This window comes from Actinomadura rayongensis, assembly GCF_009831215.1.
Taxonomy (GTDB): domain Bacteria; phylum Actinomycetota; class Actinomycetes; order Streptosporangiales; family Streptosporangiaceae; genus Spirillospora; species Spirillospora rayongensis.
The window spans coordinates 266238-282786 of record NZ_WUTW01000002.1 but is presented as its reverse complement, the minus strand read 5'-3'; the positions used below and the strand labels follow the sequence as shown (position 1 = coordinate 282786).

15 protein-coding genes and 1 tRNA gene are annotated in these 16549 nt (G+C 71.9%); 13 read left to right on the top strand and 3 right to left on the bottom strand.

The features are described from left to right. Positions 1 to 284: 284 nt before the first annotated feature. Complete coding sequence (locus tag GQ466_RS10685; protein ID WP_161102726.1) at positions 285 to 2027, top strand: ATP-binding cassette domain-containing protein; 1743 nt, start codon at positions 285 to 287, stop codon at positions 2025 to 2027. Here the strand turns inward: GQ466_RS10685 and GQ466_RS10680 are convergent. Continuing rightward, positions 2024 to 2518, bottom strand: coding sequence for a MarR family winged helix-turn-helix transcriptional regulator (locus GQ466_RS10680; protein WP_161102725.1), 495 nt, complete (start codon positions 2516 to 2518; stop codon positions 2024 to 2026). The two genes, GQ466_RS10685 and GQ466_RS10680, sit on opposite strands and share 4 nt — an antisense overlap. A 75-nt stretch (positions 2519 to 2593) precedes the next feature. Here GQ466_RS10680 and GQ466_RS10675 point away from each other — a divergent pair, with 75 nt between their 5' ends. Further along, the gene (locus GQ466_RS10675; RefSeq protein ID WP_161102724.1) at positions 2594 to 3382 is read left to right on the top strand and encodes a trans-aconitate 2-methyltransferase; all 789 of its coding nucleotides are present in this window, start codon (positions 2594 to 2596) and stop codon (positions 3380 to 3382) included. Between the two features lie 159 nt (positions 3383 to 3541). Here the strand turns inward: GQ466_RS10675 and GQ466_RS10670 are convergent, their stop codons facing one another. Together GQ466_RS10670 and GQ466_RS10665 are read right to left on the bottom strand one after the other, a co-directional pair. Then, positions 3542 to 4243 (bottom strand): TetR/AcrR family transcriptional regulator, encoded by a 702-nt coding sequence (locus GQ466_RS10670; protein WP_161102723.1) that lies wholly within the window; start codon positions 4241 to 4243, stop codon positions 3542 to 3544. 53 nt (positions 4244 to 4296) lie between these two features. Beyond that, the gene (locus GQ466_RS10665) at positions 4297 to 5250 is read right to left on the bottom strand and encodes an acyl-CoA desaturase (protein WP_161102722.1); all 954 of its coding nucleotides are present in this window, start codon (positions 5248 to 5250) and stop codon (positions 4297 to 4299) included. 315 nt (positions 5251 to 5565) lie between these two features. Between GQ466_RS10665 and GQ466_RS32270 the strand changes: the two genes are divergently transcribed. From GQ466_RS32270 to rfbB, 11 genes are all read left to right on the top strand, one after another. Beyond that, positions 5566 to 5934 (top strand): ADP-ribosylglycohydrolase family protein, encoded by a 369-nt coding sequence (locus GQ466_RS32270; RefSeq protein ID WP_202420370.1) that lies wholly within the window; start codon positions 5566 to 5568, stop codon positions 5932 to 5934. 85 nt (positions 5935 to 6019) lie between these two features. Then, positions 6020 to 6092: transfer RNA gene (locus GQ466_RS10655), tRNA-Gln, on the top strand. A 199-nt stretch (positions 6093 to 6291) separates the two neighbouring features. Next, a complete protein-coding gene (gene glmU / locus GQ466_RS10650) occupies positions 6292 to 7737 on the top strand; it encodes a bifunctional UDP-N-acetylglucosamine diphosphorylase/glucosamine-1-phosphate N-acetyltransferase GlmU (protein ID WP_161102721.1) in 1446 nt (481 codons plus the stop codon). Positions 7738 to 7814: 77 nt separating this feature from the next. Beyond that, positions 7815 to 8795, top strand: coding sequence for a ribose-phosphate diphosphokinase (locus GQ466_RS10645; RefSeq protein WP_161102720.1), 981 nt, complete (start codon positions 7815 to 7817; stop codon positions 8793 to 8795). A gap of 315 nt (positions 8796 to 9110) precedes the next feature. Further along, positions 9111 to 9770 (top strand): 50S ribosomal protein L25/general stress protein Ctc, encoded by a 660-nt coding sequence (locus GQ466_RS10640; protein ID WP_161102719.1) that lies wholly within the window; start codon positions 9111 to 9113, stop codon positions 9768 to 9770. Positions 9771 to 9870: 100 nt separating this feature from the next. Beyond that, positions 9871 to 10446 (top strand): aminoacyl-tRNA hydrolase, encoded by a 576-nt coding sequence (pth, locus tag GQ466_RS10635; RefSeq protein WP_161102718.1) that lies wholly within the window; start codon positions 9871 to 9873, stop codon positions 10444 to 10446. A 403-nt stretch (positions 10447 to 10849) separates the two neighbouring features. Continuing rightward, positions 10850 to 12319, top strand: coding sequence for a sugar transferase (locus GQ466_RS10630; protein WP_161102717.1), 1470 nt, complete (start codon positions 10850 to 10852; stop codon positions 12317 to 12319). Positions 12320 to 12425: 106 nt separating this feature from the next. Further along, a complete protein-coding gene (locus tag GQ466_RS10625; protein WP_161102716.1) occupies positions 12426 to 13301 on the top strand; it encodes a 3'(2'),5'-bisphosphate nucleotidase CysQ in 876 nt (291 codons plus the stop codon). Between the two features lie 60 nt (positions 13302 to 13361). Beyond that, positions 13362 to 14276: a sulfate adenylyltransferase subunit CysD gene (gene cysD / locus GQ466_RS10620; RefSeq protein WP_161103817.1), complete on the top strand. Its 915-nt coding sequence runs from the start codon at positions 13362 to 13364 to the stop codon at positions 14274 to 14276. Positions 14277 to 14293: 17 nt separating this feature from the next. Beyond that, positions 14294 to 15556 (top strand): sulfate adenylyltransferase subunit 1, encoded by a 1263-nt coding sequence (locus GQ466_RS10615; protein WP_161103816.1) that lies wholly within the window; start codon positions 14294 to 14296, stop codon positions 15554 to 15556. 4 nt (positions 15557 to 15560) lie between these two features. Beyond that, positions 15561 to 16547, top strand: coding sequence for a dTDP-glucose 4,6-dehydratase (rfbB, locus tag GQ466_RS10610; protein WP_161102715.1), 987 nt, complete (start codon positions 15561 to 15563; stop codon positions 16545 to 16547). The last annotated feature ends 2 nt before the right edge of the window (positions 16548 to 16549 follow it).

Sequence of the window (16549 nt, the reverse complement as noted above, 5' to 3'; positions counted from 1 at the left end):
CGCTACTGGGAGGCGCGGTGGTGTTCGTGATCCTCATGGCTACACGCACCCGCACCCCACCCCCACCACCCCCCGGCACCTGGCCACCCCCCGGCCAAAACCCCTACAGCGGCCCAACCCCCTAACTCACCGCACCCCAGCACGGGGTCTTACGCAGGGCCGCTCGCCTAGCGGCTCGCGACCCGGCGGTGGTGGCCGCCACGCGCCCGTGAGGCGGCTTCCGGCCGCGCCGCGTGGTGTTCGGTTAACGGGTTGGGGGTGGGGGCGCCTAGGCTGGGGGTGTCGTGAATCTGATCAACGTGGAGAACGCCGGGAAGGCGTTCGGGCCCAAGCCTCTGTTGGACGGCGTGTCGCTCGGGCTGGACGAGGGTGACCGCATTGGTGTCGTCGGTCGTAATGGGGGCGGTAAGAGCACTCTTGTTCGGATCCTTGCTCGGGTGGACGAGCCGGACAGCGGGCGTGTCACGCATGCGCGGGGGTTGCGGCTCGGGGTGCTGACGCAACGGGACGAGTTTCCCGCAGGGGCGACCGTCCGGTCCGTGGTGATCGGGGAGCGGGCCGAGCATGAGTGGGCCGGGGACACCCGGGCGCGGGACGTTCTCGCCGGGTTGCTGCCGGGTGTGGATCTCGATGCTTCGCTCGCCGGGATGTCGGGCGGGGAGCGGCGGCGGGCGGCGCTCGCGCGGCTGCTGGTCTCCGACGTCGACCTGCTCGTGCTGGACGAGCCCACCAACCATCTCGACATCGAGGCCGTCGACTGGCTCGCGCGGCATCTGAAGGCGCGGCGTGTCGCGCTGCTCGTCGTCACGCACGACCGCTGGTTCCTGGACGAGGTCACCGACCGCACCTGGGAGGTCGTGGACGGGCGCGTCGAGCGGTACGAGGGCGGCTATTCGGCGTTCGTCCTGGCCAAGGCCGAGCGCGCCCGGATCGCCGCCGCGACCGAGACCAAGCGGCAGAACCTGCTGCGCAAGGAGCTGGCGTGGTTGCGGCGCGGTCCGCAGGCCCGCTCGTCCAAGCCCAAGTTCCGGGTGGACGCCGCGCAGGCCCTGATCGCCGACGAGCCCCCGGCGCGCGACGAGGTCGAGCTGACGAAGTTCGCCACGGCGCGGCTCGGCAAGACCGTTCTGGATCTGGAGGACGTCACCGCCCGGGTAGGGGATCGTGACCTGTTCGCGCATGTGACCTGGCGGCTCGGTCCGGGGGAGCGGGTCGGGCTCGTCGGCGTCAACGGCAGCGGCAAGAGCACGCTGCTGCGGCTCCTGGACGGCACCCTGGCGCCGAGCGCCGGACGGATCGTGCGCGGCAAGACCGTCCAGCTCGCGCACCTGTCGCAGAACCTGGAAGAACTCGATCCGGCGCGGCGCGTGCTGGAGTCGGTGGAGGAGATCCGCCGCCGCATCACGGTCGGGAAGCGCGAGTGGACGGCCAGCCAGCTCCTGGAGCGCCTCGGCTTCCCCGGCGACCGGCAGTGGACGCCCGTCGGCGACCTGTCCGGCGGGGAGCGCCGCCGCCTCCAGGTGCTGCGGCTGCTGATGGGCGAACCGAACGTCCTGCTGCTGGACGAGCCCACCAACGACCTCGACATCGAGACCCTGACCGAGCTGGAGGACCTGCTCGACGGCTGGCCCGGCACGCTCGTCGTCGTCAGCCACGACCGGTACTTCCTGGAGCGCGTCACCGACCACGTCGTGGCGCTGCTCGGCGACGGCGGCGTCGCCATGCTGCCCGGCGGCGTGGACGAGTACCTGCGCCGCCGCGCCGAAGGCCAGACGCCTGCAACGCAGCAAAAACCGCAGGCCAAGCCGGCGAGCGGCCAGGACTGGAAGGCCCGCAAGGAGCTGGACCGGCTCGAACGCCGACTCGACAAGCTCACCCGGCAGCAGGCCGAGCTGCATGAACAGCTCGCCGCGCACGCCACCGACTACGCGCGCCTCCAGGAGCTGGACGCGCAGCTCAAGGCGCTCCAGGCGGAGGCCGCCGAGGTCGAGGAGGAGTGGCTGATGCTCGCCGAGGACGTCGGCTAGTCGCCCGAGTCGAACGGGACGAGCAACGTCCGCAGCAGCCCGGCCAGCGTCTCGCGGTCGGTGCCGCTCATGACGTCCAGGATGGCGTGCTCGCGGTGCAGCAGGTCCGCGAAGGCCGCGTCCACGCGGGTGAGGCCCGCGCCGGTCAGCCGGACGAGCACGCCGCGCTTGTCGGCGGGGTCGGGATGGCGTTCGACGAGGCCCGCGGCGGCGAGCCGGTCGATGCGGTTGGTCATCGTGCCGGACGTGACGAGCGTCGCGCGCAGCAAACGTCCCGGGCTCAGCTCGTAGGGGTCGCCGGCGCGCCGCAGCGCGGTCAGGACGTCGAACTCCCACGGCTCCAGCGCGTGCGCGGCGAACACGGCGCGGCGGGCGCGGTCCAGGTGGCGGGCGAGCCGCGAGATGCGGCTGAGGACGGACAACGGCTGCACGTCGAGGTCGGGGCGCTCCTTGCCCCAGGCCTCGACCAGTCCGTCCACCTCGTCCCGCATGCGGACACCCTACCTTTCTCGATATCGAGACGTCTTTCTTGACATCAAGATATGGCCGGGGCATGCTGTTTCTTGATGTCGAGACAAGCAGCGGCCGTCTGGGACCCCGCGCGGTACGGGGCCTACTCCGCCGAACGCGGACGGCCCTTCGCCGACCTGCTCGCGCGCGTCCCCCTGGACGCCCCGCGCCGCGTCGCCGACCTCGGCTGCGGCTCCGGCGAACTCACCGCGACGCTCGCGGACCGCTGGCCGGACGCCGACATCGAAGCCCTCGACTCCTCGCCGGAGATGATCGACGCGGCCCGTCCGCACGCGTCCGCGCGAGTGCGGTTCGCGGTCGGGGACGTCCGGACGTGGCGCCCCGCGCAACCGCCCGACCTCATCGTCTCCAACGCCGTCCTGCAGTGGGTGCCCGAGCACACCGAGCTGCTGCCGCGCTGGATCGACGCCCTCGCGCCCGGCGGACGCCTCGCCTTCCAGGTGCCCGGCAACTTCGACGCGCCGAGCCACGTCCTGCTGCGCGAGCTGTGCGACGAACCCCGCTGGCGCGACCGCCTCGCGGGCACGGTCCGCCGCGACCCCGTCCTGGACCCGGACGGCTACCTGGACCTGCTCGCCCGGCACGGCTGCGCGGTGGACGCCTGGGAGACCACGTACACGCAGGTCCTCACCGGCGACGACCCCGTCCTGCGGTGGATGGAGGGGACCGCGCTGCGGCCGGTCCTCACCGCGCTCGGCCCGGAGGCGCCCGCGTTCCTGGACGTCCTCGCCGAGCGCCTCCGCACGGCCTACCCCGCCGCCCCGTACGGCACGGTCTTCCCCTTCAGGCGCGTCTTCGTCGTGGCCGGACGCGCCGGCCCCTAGGACCGGATGCCGCCCCCGTGGGAGTGACATGACTCGTTCCCCTGCGGTGTGCCTACCTCCACGGTGGGCGGCATCCCGACGACCCCGGACTCGTGACCCGAGACCGGCGACCCCTGCCGGTGGCCCTCCGGAAGAACTCCGGACGGCCACCGGCGCCGCTCACGGCTCGGCCGGGTTCCGGCGCTGCGCCTTCTCCTCGGCCTTGCGCTCCTTCTCCGCCCGCTTCTCGGCCCGCTTCTCCATCCGCTCCATCTCCTTGCGGCGACGGCGCGGATCCAGCGTCGGCTTCGGCTCCAGGCCCGACAGCCCGTTCCACGCGAGGTTCACCACGTGCGCGGCGACCTCCTCGCGGCGGGGCTTGCGGACGTCCAGCCACCACTGGCCGGTCAGCGCGACCATGCCCACGAGCATCTGGGCGTACATCGGGGCGAACTTGTCGTCGTACTCGTGCCGGTCGAGTTCCTGGGCCATGAGGTGCTCGACCTCGCCCGCGATCTCGCTGAGCAGGCTCGCGTAGCTGCCGGTGCCCGTCCCGCCGTGCGAGTCGCGCACGAGGATGCGGAACCCGTCGGGGTTCTCCTCGATGTACTCCAGCAGCGCCAGCGCCGCGCGCTCCAGCTTGCGGCGGTAGTGGATCGCCGAGGTCAGCGCCTCGGCGACGAGCCCGAGCAGCTTCTCGAACTCCCGGTCCACGACGACCGCGTACAGACCCTCCTTGCCGCCGAAGTGCTCGTACACGACGGGCTTGGAGACCCCGGCCGCGGCGGCGATCTCCTCGACCGACGTGCCGTCCAGGCCGCGCGCGGCGAAGAGCGTCCGTCCGATGTCGAGGAGCTGCTCACGGCGTTCTTTGCCGGTCATCCGCTTCCTGCGCGACCGGGGGGCGGGTTCTGTCACAGGGACAATTGTGACGCTCAAGCGGGGCGCTTCGTGCGTTTCGCCGCCACGCGCTCGGCGGTCGGCCAGCGGACGTCCCGCGCCCAGCCGGCCTTCTCGAAGGCCCAGATGACGCGCGCGCTGATGTCGATCTGCCCCGGCAGGACGCCGTGCCGCGCGGAGGTCGGGTCGCAGTGGTGGAGGTTGTGCCAGGACTCGCCGAGGGACGGGATCGCCAGCCACCACACGTTGCGGGATTTGTCGCGCACCTCGAAGTGCTCGGCGCCGAAGGTGTGGCAGATCGAGTTGATCGACCACGTCACGTGGTGGACGAGCGTGATCCGCACGAGGCCCGCCCAGAACAGCGCGGTCAGCGCGCCCTGCCAGGACCAGGTCATCAGGCCGCCGAGCAGCGCCGGGAGCAGGAACGAGACGCCGACGAGGCCGGGGAACCAGCGGTGGATGCGGGTGAGGTCGCGGTCGTCCAGCAGGTCCTTGGCGAAGCGCTGCTTGGACGTGCGGTTGGCGTTGAACAGCCAGCCGTAGTGCGCCCACGCGAGGCCCTTGGCGAGGGCCTTCCAGTCGTCGCCGAACCGCCACGGCGAGTGCGGGTCGAACTCCTTGTCGGAGTGCTTGTGGTGGCGGCGGTGGTCGGCGACCCAGGTGATGACCGGGCCTTCCATCGCGAGGCCGCCGGCCAGGGCGAGCGCGATCTTGAGCGCGCGGTTCGCCTTGAACGAGCCGTGCGTGAAGTACCGGTGGTAGCCGACGGTGATGCCCGCGGCCGAGACGAAGTAGAAGACGGCGGTCAGGACCACGTCCGACCAGCCGAGGAAGCGCCCCCACGCGAGCGGGACCGCCGCGAACAGCGCCAGGAACGGGACCGCGGTGAACACCGCGATCAGGACCTTCTCCGCCGAGCCGCGCGGCGATGGGTCGATCTCCGGCCGTGCCTCACGGCGTGGAGAGTCGACTGCGGGGGCTGTAGTCATGCGTCACCCTTTCTTGTTGTTGCTGTCGCGGGCCTACCTACGCCACCGTAACCTACGCGACCGTAGGTTGGGCAGGGCCCGGTCGATTAAAAGGTCGCGTACCCGGATTTGCGGGGACGAGACTCCCTCTTAACGAACGACGACCTCAGGACGACTCTCTCCGGACGGACTCCCATGCACCTCGCCCCCGCCGCCCGCTCCGCCCACGAATCTCCTTCGGTCGGCGAAGTGGCCTCAGCTATCGCGCGAGTGCGTTAACTGAGCGCCCGGGGACGAAGCCGGAGGCGAGTCCCCGGGCGGGAAGATCGCGAAGCGATGCAGCACTCGCACAAGGCACGGTTGCGGGGCGAGCCGCCAGGCGAGCGCCGCAGGCCGGGGCTTTTGGAATACAGCGACGTCGGCCGCCGTTACGGGATGGGCGCGCTCGAACTCCTGGACCGGCTGGAGCGCGGCGCGCACTGGGCGACCGCCGCGCGCGAGCTGTTCGACGGCGGCTCCTACGGCAACGGCGCGGCGATGCGCGTCGCGCCGCTCGGCGCCTACTTCGCCGACGACCCGGCCCGCGCCGCCGAGCAGGCCGCCCGCTCCGCCGAGGTCACGCACGCGCATCCGGAGGGGATCGCGGACGCCGTCCCGGCCGGCTGGCGCGCGGCGCACGAGCCGCTGCCCGCGTGGCTCGGGTGATTCCGAGAGGCGGACGGTGGGGGAGTCCGGGTAAAGTTGGGCGCGGCAGGACCGGGTCCGGTAGCGCGGGATGTCCGGTTTGCGGTCCGGCGTGGTGAAATTGGCATTCACGGCGGGTTTTGGTCCCGCTATTCCTGGTTCGAGTCCAGGCGCCGGAGCTGTCGGTTTTGTCCCCGTCCCGGCCCCCGCCGCACGGCGCGCGCCCGGCCGGGGCGATGCCGCCGGGTTCGGCGCCGCCGCCGGGCGGTATCCTTCGGTTGTCGGGTGAGCGTGGCTTCGGCCTGCCCTGTTCTCGCAGGTGAACACCGTTGTTCGTCCCCGAACTCCAAACAGTCCGCGATGCCGAGGAGCCTCTTCGTGAGCGCGAGCCGCCCGGCCGCCGTCATCGTCCTCGCCGCAGGTGAGGGCACCCGGATGAAGTCCCGTACCTCCAAAGTGCTCCACGAGCTGGGCGGGCGCAGCATGGTCGGCCATGTGCTGGCCGCCGCCGGCGAGCTGGAGCCCGATCGGCTCGTCGTCGTCGTCGGGCACCGCCGCGAGCAGGTCGTCGCGCACCTGGCCGAGCACGCGCCCGCCGCCGAGCCCGTCGTGCAGGAGCGGCGCGGCGGCACCGGCCACGCCGTCCGCGTCGCGCTGGAGCAGACCGGCGCCCTGTCCGGGACGGTGATCGTCACCAACGGCGACCATCCGCTGCTCACCGGCGAAGTGCTCGCCGAGCTGGTCCGGACGCACGAGACCGAGGGCAACGCGGCGACCGTCCTCACCACGCCCATGCCCGACCCCACCGGCTACGGCCGGGTGCTGCGGGACGCCGACGGCGCCGTCACCGCGATCGTCGAGCAGAAGGACGCCACCGACGAGCAGCGCGCCGTCCGCGAGATCAACGTCGGCATGTACGCGTTCGACGGCGCCCTGCTGGACGGCGCGCTCAAGCGCCTCACCACCGACAACGCGGGCGGCGAGGAGTACCTGACCGACGTCGTCGGCATCCTGCGCGGCGACGGCCACCGCGTGGGAGCGTTCCGCACCGACGACTGGGTCGGGACGCAGGGCGTCAACGACCGCGTCCAGCTCGCGCAGGCGCGCCGCCAGCTCAACGACCGGATCCTGGAGCGCCTGATGCGCGCCGGGGTCACGATCGTCGACCCCGCCTCGACCTGGATCGACGTGGGCGTCACCGCCGAGCCGGACGCGACCGTCCTGCCGAACACGCAGCTGCACGGCGCGACCCACCTCGGCGAGGGCGCGACCGTCGGCCCGAACTGCACGCTGACCGACACCCGCGTCGGCGCGGACGCCACCGTCGTCAACGCGGTCTGCGTCGGCGCCGAGATCGGGGACGAGGTCTCGGTCGGCCCGTTCGCCTACCTGCGCCCGGGCGCCCGCCTCGCGCGCGGCGCCAAGGCCGGGACGTACGTCGAGCTGAAGAACGCCGAGGTCGGCGAGAAGGCCAAGGTCCCGCACCTGTCCTACGTGGGCGACGCGGAGATCGGCGCGGGCGCGAACATCGGCGCCGGGACGATCTTCGCCAACTACGACGGCGTGAACAAGCACCGGACCGAGGTGGGCCCGGCGGCGTTCGTCGGCAGCAACTCGGTCCTGGTCGCGCCGGTGCGCGTCGGGGACGGCGCGTACACGGCGGCGGGCTCGACCGTCACCCAGGACGTTCCGCCGGGGGCGATCGGAGTCGCCCGCGGCCGGCAGCGAAATATCGAGGGGTGGGTCGGCCGCAAGCGTGCCGGCACGCCGTCCGCCACGGCGGCCGGCGCCGCCCGCGCCGAGCGGGACGGGGACGGCACATGACCGCCGTCGCCCGCCCCCGGCGGCGTCCGTTCCCCGAGGGCGGGCGCAGTGAGTCCTAAGAGGGGGAGTTGTCGCAGGTGAGTGGGATCAAGGCGAGCGGCCAGAAGCAGATGATGCTGTTCTCCGGCCGCGCCCACCCGGAGCTGGCGAAGGAGGTGGCCGCCCACCTCGACATGGAGCTGACGCCGACCTCGGCGTATGACTTCGCCAACGGTGAGACGTTCGTCCGGTTCCTGGAGTCGGTGCGCGGGTCGGACGCGTTCGTCATCCAGAGCCACACGGCTCCGATCAACCAATGGATCATGGAGCAGCTGATCATGGTGGACGCGCTGAAACGCGCGTCCGCCAAGCGGATCACCGTGGTCGCGCCGTTCTTCGGCTACGCCCGGCAGGACAAGAAGCACCGCGGGCGCGAACCGATCTCGGCCCGTCTCATGGCGGACCTGTTCAAGACGGCGGGCGCGCACCGGCTCATCACGGTCGACCTGCACACCGCGCAGATCCAGGGCTTCTTCGACGGCCCGGTGGACCACCTGTTCGCGCTGGACCTGCTGGCCGACCACTTCGAGTCGCGGCTCGACCTGTCGCAGGTGACGGTCGTCGCGCCGGACGCGGGCCGGGTGCGCGTGACCGAGCGGTGGAGCGACCGGCTGGGCGGCGCCCCGATGGCGATCATCCACAAGAAGCGCGACCCGGACGTCGCCAACGAGGTGAAGGTCTTCGACGTCGTCGGCGAGGTCGCGGGCCGCACCTGCGTCATCGTGGACGACATGATCGACACCGGCGGCACGATCGTGAAGGCCGCGGACGCGCTGTTCGAGAACGGCGCGACGAAGGTCGTCGTCGCGGCCACCCACGGCGTCCTGTCCGGGCCCGCGGTGGACCGCCTGAAGAACTCGCGGATCTCCGAGGTCGTGCTGACCAACACGCTTCCGATCCCCGAGGACAAGCAGTTCGACAAGCTGACCGTCCTGTCGATCGCCCCGCTCGTCGCCCGCGCGATCAACGAGGTCTTCAGCGACGGTTCGGTGACCAGCCTCTTCGGCGGCCACAGCTAGACCCCTCCGCTCCCCGCCCCGCTGCGCGCCCGACGGCGCGCGCGCAGCACCCTCTTCGCCACCAGCGCCCCGCGCGGGCGCCGTTCGCGCGCGCCCGGGGGTGGCGTGGGGCGGGGCGGGGATCGGTTAGACTTGTCGAATCCGCGTAGGCCCCGGGTCGCCCAGTTCGGTCCCGTGCGACGGGACGCGCACTCCCCGGGGAACGCGAACAATCTTCGAGGCGCCTGACGCGTCGAGCATGCCTGATCGAGCTCTGTCCGCAGCGGACGTCCATGCCGGACGGCCGTGGATCGCAAAAAGCAAGGAGTTTTCGCCGTGTCCGAGGTACGCATCGCCGCCGAGCCGCGCACCGAGTTCGGTAAGGGTGCCGCGCGGCGCACCCGCCGGGCCGGCAAGGTTCCCGCCGTCCTCTACGGTCATGGCACCGAGCCGCAGCACATCACGCTGCCGGGCCACGACCTCATGCTGGCGCTCAAGACGCCGAACGTGCTCCTCACCATCGAGGGCCTGGCGTCGGGCGCGGAGCTGGCCCTGCCGAAGGACGTCCAGCGCGACCCGATCAAGGGCTTCCTGGAGCACGTCGACCTGCTGCTGGTGAAGCGCGGCGAGAAGGTCGCCGTGGACATCGCGGTGAACGTCGTCGGCGAGCCGGTGTCCGGGGCGCGCATCGAGCAGCCCGTCGTGCAGATCGCGGTCGAGGCCGAGGCGACGCACATCCCCGAGTCGGTCGAGGTGTCGGCCGACGGCCTGGAGATCGGCACGCAGATCCTCGCCAAGGACGTGACGCTGCCGTCCGGCGTCCAGCTCACCGTCGACGAGGACACGCTGATCGCCCAGATCGTGGACGCGACGCTGGAGGCCGGCCCGGCCGCCGAGCCGACCGAGGAGGAGGTCGCCGCCGCCGAGGAGGCGGAGGCCGCCGAGGCCGCGGCCGAGGAGCAGGCCGCCGAGGAGACCGAGTCCGCCGGAGAGTGATCCGGCCGCGCCGCCCCCGCCGGGCGGCGCGCGCGCACGGCCCCCGCGGGCGGCAGTCCCGCGGGGGCCGTCCGCTGTCCGGCCGGGGAACGGAGGAGTGATGGCCGCTGAGCCGTGGCTGGTGGTGGGGCTCGGGAACCCGGGGCCCTCGTACGCGGGCAACCGGCACAACGCCGGGTTCCTGGTGCTGGACGTCCTCGCCGGGCGGACGGGCGGCAAGTTCAAGGCGCACAAGGCCCGCGCCGACGTCGTCGAGGGACGGCTCGGCGCCGAGCGCGTCGTGCTCGCCAAGCCGCGCTCGTGGATGAACGAGTCCGGCGGGCCGGTGAAGGCGCTGCGCGACTTCTACAAGGTGCCGGTGGGGCGGTTGATCGTCGTCCACGACGAGCTGGACATCCCCTACGGCGCGATCCGGCTGAAGCGCGGCGGCGGTGACAACGGACACAACGGCCTGCGGTCGATCACGAAGTCGCTGGGCGACCGCGAGTACCTGCGGGTGCGGTTCGGCGTGGGGCGCCCGCCGGGCCGGATGGACCCGGCGACGTTCGTCCTGCGCGACTTCTCGACCACCGAGCGCCGCGAGCTGGACCTGAACGCCGAGCGCGCGGCCGACGCCGTCGAGGCGCTGACGGCCGGCCCCCTGGAAGCCGCGCAGAACGCCTTCCACGCCACCTGACCACCGGCGACCTCACGTCCGGGCGCTGTAAGGGGCCGGGCCGAACCTGGTCACGGTGTTGCGCGGGTGTCCGGGGCGCTGCGCTCCGCGTCCGGATGCTCGCGCGGACGGCGTCATCGCGTGGGCGATTCCGGCGTTTTGCGTGGTAGACGGCTCGGTCCTCCGGCCGGGGTCAGGTGAACGCACGGCGAGCGACGGGCAAACCCGGGTTATATGGGCGATTAATTCTGGTTAGAGAAGACTGTCCTAGTCGATGGTGCGGCGACTTCGTTGTGAAATAAACCGGCCGTAAGATCCAGGCGACCGGCGGAGCGGACGTCGCATGTGAACCTCACGTGGCGTTCGGGCGTCTTCGAGGTGGATCGTGGGGCGTGGGCGCGTCAAAGGGGCTGGTGAGGCGTAGATGGCCGTCGTCGACAAGGTCGGTACCGACGTGCTCACCGCAGAGGTGCGGCGACCAACCGTGCGGCCGACAACGGCCTGGCCGGCGCGGTACCGCCGGCGCGCGATCACGCTGGACTTCGGCTCCATGCTGCTGGCGAGCGCGGTGGCGTACGTCGTCCGCTTTCCCGGGACGCCGACCGAACGCAACACCCCCTACCTCGTCTTCAGCGTCCTGCTCCCGCTCGGGTGGCTGCTGACGCTCGCGTTGTGCCGCGCCTACCAGCCGCGGTTCGTCGGGGTCGGGTACGAGGAGTTCCACCGCGTCGTCCGCGCGGGCTTCGCGCTGACGGCGACCGTCGCCATCCTGGCCTACGCGACCAAGACCGAGGTCGCGCGCGGGTACGTCGTGATCGCGTTGCCGGTCGGGACGCTGCTGGACCTGCTGATGCGGTACCGGCTGCGCAAATGGCTGCACAAGCGCCGCTGGGGCGGCGAGTGCATGCGGCGGGTCGTCGCGGTCGGCCACCTGGGGGCCCTGGCGGATCTCATCCGGCTGCTGCGCGGGAAGGCCTACCACGGCATGGACATCGTCGCGGTGTGCGTTCCGCCGGGCGAGTCCGCCGCCGGGGACGTCGAGGGCGTGCCGGTGCTCGGCGACTTCGGCGCGGCGGCGTCGGTCGTGGAGCGGGTCGGCGCGGACTCGGTGGCGGTGCTCGCCTGCCCCGAGATGGACGGGGTCGCGCTGCGGCGGCTCGCCTGGCAGCTCGAACGCGACGACGTGGAGCTGGTCGTCGCCCCGGCGCTCATGGACGTCGCCGGGCCGCGCATCTCGATCCGGCCGGTGACGGGCCTGCCGCTGCTGCACCTGGAGCACCCGGAGCTGGCGGGCGGGCGCAAGGTCCTCAAGGGCCTCGTGGACCGGACGTTCGCGCTGGCCGGTCTCGCCGTGCTCAGCCCGCTGCTGCTGTGCATCGCCGCGCTGATCAAGATCACGAGTTCGGGGCAGGTCATGTTCCGGCAGGTCCGGGTGGGACGCGACGGCGAGGAGTTCACCGTCCTGAAGTTCCGCACGATGGTCGCCGACGCCGAGACCCGCAAGCACGAGCTGCTGGCGAGCAACGAGTACGACGGCGTCCTGTTCAAGATCAAGTCCGATCCGCGGATCACGCGCGTCGGCCGGGTGCTGCGCCGCTACTCGCTGGACGAGCTGCCCCAGCTCATCAACGTGGTGCGCGGCGACATGTCGCTCGTCGGCCCGCGTCCGCCGCTGCCCGACGAGGTCGCCCGGTACGGCGGCGACGTCTACCGGCGGCTCGTGGTGAAGCCGGGCCTGACGGGGCTGTGGCAGGTCAGCGGCCGGTCCGACCTGAGCTGGGACGAGTCCGTCCGCCTCGACCTGCGCTATGTGGACAACTGGTCCCTCGCGCTCGACCTCCAGATCATGTGGAAGACGTGGTCGGCCGTGGTGCGCGGCTCGGGCGCGTACTGACGGCCAGTTGGTCGCCGCCGCCCCGGCGGCGCATTCCCTGCCTGTTCCGTGGAGAATGGGCCCGCGGGTTCGGCCGAGCCCGCGGCGGACGCGGGACGGAGCGCGGATGACGGCGCACACGACGGAGCACACGGCGGCGGACGATCACGCGCTCGCCGCGGACCTGGCCACCGAGGCGGGACGGCTGCTGCTGGCCGTCCGCAAGGAGGTGGGCCACGGCGACCCGCGCGCCCTCAAGGACACCGGCGACCTGCGCGCCCACGAGCACCTGATGGCCGCCCTCGCCGAGCGCCGTCCGGGCGACGCGGTCCTGTCGGAGGAGGGCCGCGCGTCGGCGGCGGGCAAGCGCTCACGGGGCGGCGCGGACCGGGCCCCGACGGGCAACACCCGCGACGCCGACCGTCTCGCCGCCGACCGGGTCTGGATCGTGGACCCGCTGGACGGCACCCGCGAGTACTCCGAGGAGGGCCGCGCGGACTGGGCCGTCCACGTGGCGCTCTGGGTGAAGGGCGAACTGGCCGCCGGAGCCGTCGCGCTGCCCGCGCAGGGTGTGACGTTGCGCACGGTTGTGGGCGGCGCGAAGGCGGGCGAGCAGGACCTGCGCGTCCCCGAGCCCGAGCCGGGGAGGCTGCGCATCGCGGTCAGCCGGACCCGGCCGCCGGCGTTCGTCCAGCGGCTCGCCGACGCGCTCGACCTCGACGTGACGCTCGTTCCCATCGGCTCGGCGGGCGCGAAGATCTCGGCGGTCCTGCTCGGCGAGGTCGACGCCTACGTCCACGCCGGCGGCCAGTACGAGTGGGACTCGGCCGCCCCGGCGGCGGTGGCGCTCGCGGCGGGCGCCCACGCGTCCCGGGTGGACGGGTCGCCACTGGCGTATAACCGGCCGGACCCCACTTTGCCGGATATCCTGGTGTGCCACCCCGTGTCGGCATCGACGCTGCTGACCGGCATCCGGGATGTGAGCGACGCCCTGCCGGGTTGACCCAGGAAGCCCGGCGCCCCACCGGCGCGACCGCCAGAGAGCGTGGAGAGACCCGAGACGATGCAGCGCTGCGATTATCTGCTGTCCCAGTTGGACGTCCTCGAAGCCGAATCCATCCAGATCATCCGGGAGGTGGCGGCGGAGTTCGAGCGTCCCGTGCTGCTGTTCTCCGGCGGCAAGGACAGCATCGTCATGCTGCGCCTGGCGCAGAAGGCGTTCGCGCCGGCGCCGATCCCGTTCCCGGTGATGCACGTGGACACCGGCCACAACTTCCCCGAGGTGATCGAGTACCGGGACCGGCGGGTGGCCGAGCTGGGCGTCCGGCTGGTGGTGGCGTCGGTGCAGGAGTCGATCGACAACGGCCGCGTCGTGGAGGAGACCGGACGGCGTGCGAGCCGTAACCGTCTCCAGACCACGACGCTTTTGGACGCGATCGAGGAGCACCGTTTCGACGCGGCGTTCGGTGGAGCGCGTCGGGACGAGGAGAAGGCCCGCGCCAAGGAGCGGGTGGTGTCGTTCCGGGACGAGTTCGGCCAGTGGGACCCGAAGAACCAGCGTCCCGAGCTGTGGAACCTCTACAACACGCGGATCCGGCAGGGCGAGCACGTCCGGGTGTTCCCGCTGTCGAACTGGACCGAGCTGGACATCTGGGACTACGTGCGGCGTGAGGAGCTGGAGCTTCCGTCGATCTACTTCGCGCACTCGCGGCGGGTGTTCGAGCGCGACGGGATGCTCCTGGCGGACCTGCCGTACGCCAACCGGGGCGACGACGAGCCGGTGTTCGAGGCCACCGTCCGGTACCGGACGGTCGGCGACGCGTCCTGCACCGGCGCGGTGAAGTCGTCGGCGGTGTCGCTGGACGAGGTGATCGAGGAGATCGCGGCGACCCGGATCACCGAGCGCGGCCAGACCCGCGCCGACGACCGGGCCAGTGAGGCCGCGATGGAGGACCGCAAGAAGGAGGGCTACTTCTGATGGCCGCCCCCAAGCAGATGGACATCCTGCGGTTCGCCACCGCCGGCAGCGTGGACGACGGCAAGTCCACCCTCATCGGCCGGCTGCTGTACGACTCCAAGTCGATCTTCGAGGACCAGCTCGAATCGGTGGAGCGCACCAGCGCCGACCGCGGCGAGGAGTACACCAACCTGGCGCTGCTGACCGACGGCCTGCGGGCCGAGCGCGAGCAGGGCATCACGATCGACGTGGCGTACCGGTACTTCGCGACGCCGCGCCGCAAGTTCATCATCGCCGACACCCCCGGGCACATCCAGTACACGCGGAACATGGTGACCGGCGCGTCCACGGCGGACCTGGCGATCATCCTGGTGGACGCGCGCAAGGGCATCCTGGAGCAGTCGCGCCGCCACGCCTTCCTGACGACGCTGCTGAAGGTGCCGCACCTGGTCGTCGCGGTCAACAAGATGGACCTGGTCGGCTACGAGCAGGGCACCTACGAATCCATCGTGGACGAGTTCACCGCGTTCGCCTCCAAGCTGGACGTGGCGGACCTGACGTTCATCCCGCTGTCGGCGCTGCACGGCGACAACGTGGTGGAGCGGTCGGTGAACATGCCCTGGTACGACGGGCCGTCGCTGCTGCACCACCTGGAGCACGTCCACATCGCGTCCGACCGCAACCTGATCGACGTGCGGTTCCCGGTGCAGTACGTGATCCGCCCGCACGCCTCCACCGACCCGGAGCTGCACGACTACCGCGGCTACGCGGGCCAGGTCGCGGGCGGAGTGCTCAAGCCGGGCGACGAGGTCGTCCACCTGCCGTCCGGGCTGACCACCACGATCACGCACATCGACGGCCCCGCCGGTCCGGTCGAGGAGGCGTTCGCGCCGATGTCGGTCACGCTGCGGCTGGCCGACGAGATCGACATCTCGCGCGGCGACATGATCGCCCGCCCGAACAACCGGCCCGAGGTCGCCCAGGACCTGGACGCGATGGTCTGCTGGATGACCCCCGACCGGCAGCTCACCCCGCGCATGAAGGTCGTCCTCAAGCACACGACGCGGACGGCCAAGGCGATGGTGAAGGAGCTGAACTACCGCCTGGACGTCAACACGCTGCACCGCGACGAGTCCGCGCAGAGCCTCGGCCTCAACGAGATCGGCCGCGTCTCGCTGCGCGTCACCCAGCCGCTGTTCGTGGACGACTACGCCCGCAACCGCCTCACCGGCGGCTTCATCCTCATCGACGAGGCCACCAACAACACGGTCGCCGCCGGCATGATCACCGGAGCGCGGTAGCCGCGTGGCGCGCCGGGTGCTGGTCACGGGCGGGGCGGGCTTCGTCGGCTCGCAGTACGTCCGTGACCTGGTGTCCGGGCGGTACCCGGAGTGCGCGGGCGCCCGCGTCACGGTCCTGGACGCGCTGACGTACGCGGGCAACCTCGCCAACCTCGCCCCGGTGGACGGCGGGTACGCGTTCGTGCGCGGCGACGTGGGCGACGCGGCGCTGCTCGCCGAGGTCGTCCCGGGCCACGACGCGGTGGTGAACTTCGCGGCCGAGTCCCACGTGGATCGTTCCATCGAGGACGCGTCGGCGTTCGTCCGCACCAACACCCTCGGCGTCGAGACGCTGATGCGGGCGTGCCTGGACGCGGGCGTGCCCCGGATCGTCCAGGTCTCCACCGACGAGGTCTACGGCAGCGCCGACGACGGCGCGGCCTTCGGCGAGGACGCCCCGCCGCGTCCGAGTTCCCCGTACGCGGCGGCGAAGGCGGGCGGGGACCTCGTCGCGCTCGCCTACGCCCGCACCCACGGCCTGCCGGTGTGCGTGACGCGCTGCGGCAACACCTACGGCCCGTACCAGTACCCCGAGAAGCTGATCCCGCTGTTCGTCACGAACCTGCTGGAAGGGCGTCCGGTGCCGCTCTACGGCGACGGCGGCAACGTCCGGCAGTGGACGCACGTCGAGGACCACGCGCGCGCCGTCCAGCTCGTCGCCGAACGCGGGGAGCCCGGCGCCGTCCACCACGTCGTCGGCGCGACGTCCCTGAGCAACCGCGATCTCACGGCGCGGCTGCTGGAGCTGTGCGACGCTCGTCCGGACATGGTCCGGTACGTCCCCGACCGCAAGGGCCACGACCGCCGCTACGCCCTGACCGGGACGCGGCTCGCGGCGCTCGGCTGGTCCCCCCGCGTCGCGTTCGACGACGGCCTGCCCGCGACGATCGCGTGGTACGCGGAGAACCCGCGCTGGTGGAAGCCGCTGAACGAACCGGGGCCGACGTGGTGAAA

What these genes read in the sequence shown, in the direction of transcription:
- GQ466_RS10680 (WP_161102725.1), bottom strand. Translation starts at nt 2,518, where the DNA reads ATGCGGGACGAGGTGGACGGACTGGTCGAGGCCTGGGGCAAGGAGCGC.
- GQ466_RS10675 (WP_161102724.1), top strand. Translation starts at nt 2,594, where the DNA reads ATGTCGAGACAAGCAGCGGCCGTCTGGGACCCCGCGCGGTACGGGGCC.
- GQ466_RS10670 (WP_161102723.1), bottom strand. Translation starts at nt 4,243, where the DNA reads ATGACCGGCAAAGAACGCCGTGAGCAGCTCCTCGACATCGGACGGACG.
- GQ466_RS10665 (WP_161102722.1), bottom strand. Translation starts at nt 5,250, where the DNA reads ATGACTACAGCCCCCGCAGTCGACTCTCCACGCCGTGAGGCACGGCCG.
- GQ466_RS32270 (WP_202420370.1), top strand. Translation starts at nt 5,566, where the DNA reads ATGCAGCACTCGCACAAGGCACGGTTGCGGGGCGAGCCGCCAGGCGAG.
- pth (WP_161102718.1), top strand. Translation starts at nt 9,871, where the DNA reads ATGGCCGCTGAGCCGTGGCTGGTGGTGGGGCTCGGGAACCCGGGGCCC.
- GQ466_RS10630 (WP_161102717.1), top strand. Translation starts at nt 10,850, where the DNA reads ATGGCCGTCGTCGACAAGGTCGGTACCGACGTGCTCACCGCAGAGGTG.
- GQ466_RS10625 (WP_161102716.1), top strand. Translation starts at nt 12,426, where the DNA reads ATGACGGCGCACACGACGGAGCACACGGCGGCGGACGATCACGCGCTC.
- cysD (WP_161103817.1), top strand. Translation starts at nt 13,362, where the DNA reads ATGCAGCGCTGCGATTATCTGCTGTCCCAGTTGGACGTCCTCGAAGCC.
- GQ466_RS10615 (WP_161103816.1), top strand. Translation starts at nt 14,294, where the DNA reads ATGGACATCCTGCGGTTCGCCACCGCCGGCAGCGTGGACGACGGCAAG.